Source organism: Methylobacterium sp. WL18 (genome assembly GCF_008040015.1).
Classification (GTDB): Bacteria; Pseudomonadota; Alphaproteobacteria; order Rhizobiales; family Beijerinckiaceae; genus Methylobacterium; species Methylobacterium mesophilicum.
In genome coordinates this window covers 1-883 of the sequence record NZ_VRVD01001089.1, presented here as the reverse complement: position 1 = coordinate 883, position 883 = coordinate 1, and the positions used below count along the sequence as shown (strand labels likewise).

General features: G+C 68.0%; 1 protein-coding gene and 1 pseudogene. One reads left to right on the top strand and one right to left on the bottom strand.

The features are described 5' to 3' along the window. On the bottom strand, positions 1 to 451 hold a 451-nt coding region (locus tag FV228_RS31070), incomplete at its 3' end, for a DUF4142 domain-containing protein (protein WP_147857902.1). A gap of 208 nt (positions 452 to 659) precedes the next feature. Between FV228_RS31070 and FV228_RS31065 the strand changes: the two are divergent. Then, positions 660 to 883: pseudogene (locus tag FV228_RS31065) on the top strand (acyltransferase); the annotation flags it as partial.

The following is an 883-nucleotide window of genomic DNA, read 5'->3' as shown; positions in this document are numbered from 1 at the left end:
CTTCGAGGGAACGATCTTCGGCGCGATAGCGCCGGACCTGCGGGTCATCGCCGGCGCGACCCTGCTCGACGCCCTGAAGGCCGCCGACCGGGCCGCCCGAAAGGGTGCCGCCGACCACACCCGTCGCCGCGCCCACGCCGGCGCCGACAGCGCCGCCCGCCACGGCCAGCGGGGCGGTCACGAGGCCGCCGAGGCCTTCGTCACGAGCCGCCATGTAGTTGTTCTCGCCGCCAGCCAGCGCCACGTTGGCGGCGCGATGGTCGCGGATGACTTCCTGGGCGAACGACCGCACCTTGGGATTGCGCGACTTGGACAGGGCGATCTGCGAGGACTGGACCTCGAAGGCGTTCGCCTGCATCGACTGCAAACGGAAATCGTTGGCGCCCTGCGCGAAGGCGGGGGTCGACAGCGCCAGGACGAGCGCGGACGCAGCAGCGTAATTCTTAAGCATGAAAACCTCGAGTACGTGTTGAAGACGCGAAGCGGCCCGCGGGGCCAGCAAAGGTCCGGACCTCGTCGAAGGTCCAAGATCTCGCAGCCGAAACCGTACGGCGACACGTTCGCGAATTGGTTCGACAACGGGGCTATCGGCTTATGGTTCCTGCCGTTTTCTGCTGAGAACCTGGGATTTGAGGAACTCCATTTGTGCTGAAGGCTCCGTGACCCTGTTCGGAATCCAGGTCCTGCGCGCCGCCGCGGCGCTGATGGTGGTCTGGCATCACGCACGGCACGAGGCCGGGCAATTGGCTGCGCGCGGCGCCGGCCCGACCCTCGATCCCGGTACGCTCCTGCCGTGGTGGGGCGGGGTCGACCTGTTCTTCGTGATCTCGGGCTTCGTCATCGTCCATGCGAGCGGCCGGCTGTTCGGGGCGCCGGGTGGGCG